Genomic DNA, 1,579 nt, shown 5'->3' on the forward strand with positions numbered 1-1,579 from the left:
GTTCAATAATACCTGCATTTTCCCATTTTTGAATTTGGTCAAGTAAGCTTTGCCCGCTCAGTTTTTGGCCTTTATATGGAACATACCATTCTGGTGCAGCTTCACTTTCGCCTTTAAATTTTACTGTATTTAAAGGTGTAGAAGTGGGGATGTGTAGAGCATCTTTTAAAAGATAGTGTTTACCATCGCGGTAATAATCAAAAAGATGATGAGCCTTATGCAATCCCTGATTTGCAATGGTAATTGGATTATTGCTGTTAGTAATTCCGTGCTTAACAAGTGCCTTAAAGTAAATAGGATAATTTTTTCGCCAATTTTTTTCAGCCAAAATCTGTTGAGCAGTTTTATTATCTACAATAGATAAAGCTTCTGACAAAATCTCTTGGCCTGTAAGAGACGTGCTTTGCTTTTTGATCGAGGCGTGAATCGGAAATTGTAGACCTTCGGCTGGACTCTGGCTGGACATAAAATATCTCGCTTGTACGATAAGGTTAATATACAGGTGTATACATTATCTATGCCAACGAGAAGAAACGTGTGGCAATAACTGCCAAAATAAAATTCAATATTTTTGTGATGAATATAAGATGAGTCATTTTTTATGATAATTACATCGCATTTTACCTTCATTTTTTTTCACATTTTTAGAACATTTTTATAGACTTACGTTACATAAATAGTTATTTTGTATAGAGCGAATTCATCAGGTTTGACCTGAAGGTAAAATGATCAAAATGTATCAATAAAAAGATACAACGATGAGTAAAAACTAGACTTTTTTTATTAAATGATCAGAAAAGTCAAACGAAATAAGAAAGAATTGGGGTGAAACTAGATAGAAGACAACGTAAGATTGTCTTTTAAAAATCTTGGGGATATGGTGATTTTTTACACCATAATTTTCTAGTTTCATCCCATCTAATTTTGGGCTGGAACCCTCCATTTCGGTATTCAGTTCATCATTTAATAGAAGTCTCTATCTAATGACTTTAAAAGAGTACTTCTAACAACGTCCTTTTTTCGCCTGTCCAGGTGGGCAAAAACCTCCTGGGTGTCCGTAATACGGAGAGTCAGGATCAATCACAATACTACCCTCAGGTGTATGTACTGCACAGGCTGATAATGACATTGTGAAAATTGCTGCGGCACAAAGAAGTAATGTTTTCATGTTGTTCTCGCTTTTTTATCATTCTCCCTTTTACTATAGAAATGTTTTGATTATATTTCGATCGGTTTTTGGTTAAAAAATATCTTTTAGCAGCTAAATTAAGAAGAAATTAAGGAGAGCGTAAAATCGTTCTAAAACCCACATGGGTAGCGGCTAAATCAAAATCTTGGGGATAGCGGCTACTATTACGATAACGTGAACAGTAATTTTCAGCACATAAAAACGATCCACCTTTAATCACATATTGAGTACTGCTCATTTCTTGTTGTCTTAAAGCAGAATAATTACCCATGTGCTGGTCATGCGCACCTTGATAAGGAGAAGATGTCCATTCCCAAACATTTCCAATCATATCGAATAGTTTAAAACCGTTAGGTTTAAAACATCCGACAGGAGCAATACCAGTAAAAT

The 1,579-nt window shown here is 34.8% G+C and carries 2 protein-coding genes and 1 pseudogene; all 3 read right to left on the reverse strand.

All coding sequences use genetic code 11. From position 1 onward, the window contains the following. A pseudogene (locus VXQ92_RS17240) lies at positions 1-466 on the reverse strand (hypothetical protein); the annotation flags it as partial. Between the two features lie 537 nt (positions 467-1,003). After that, complete coding sequence (locus VXQ92_RS17245; RefSeq protein WP_000854552.1) at positions 1,004-1,168, reverse strand: hypothetical protein; 165 nt, start codon at positions 1,166-1,168, stop codon at positions 1,004-1,006. Positions 1,169-1,277: 109 nt separating this feature from the next. Beyond that, positions 1,278-1,579: formylglycine-generating enzyme family protein (locus VXQ92_RS17250; protein WP_416682645.1), on the reverse strand; the 302-nt coding region annotated here is incomplete at its 5' end.

It is taken from the genome of Acinetobacter sp. 228, assembly GCF_048147885.1.

Bases quoted from the DNA above. Each gene is read 5' to 3' on its own strand.
- VXQ92_RS17245 (WP_000854552.1), bottom strand. From the start codon at position 1,168: ATGAAAACATTACTTCTTTGTGCCGCAGCAATTTTCACAATGTCATTA.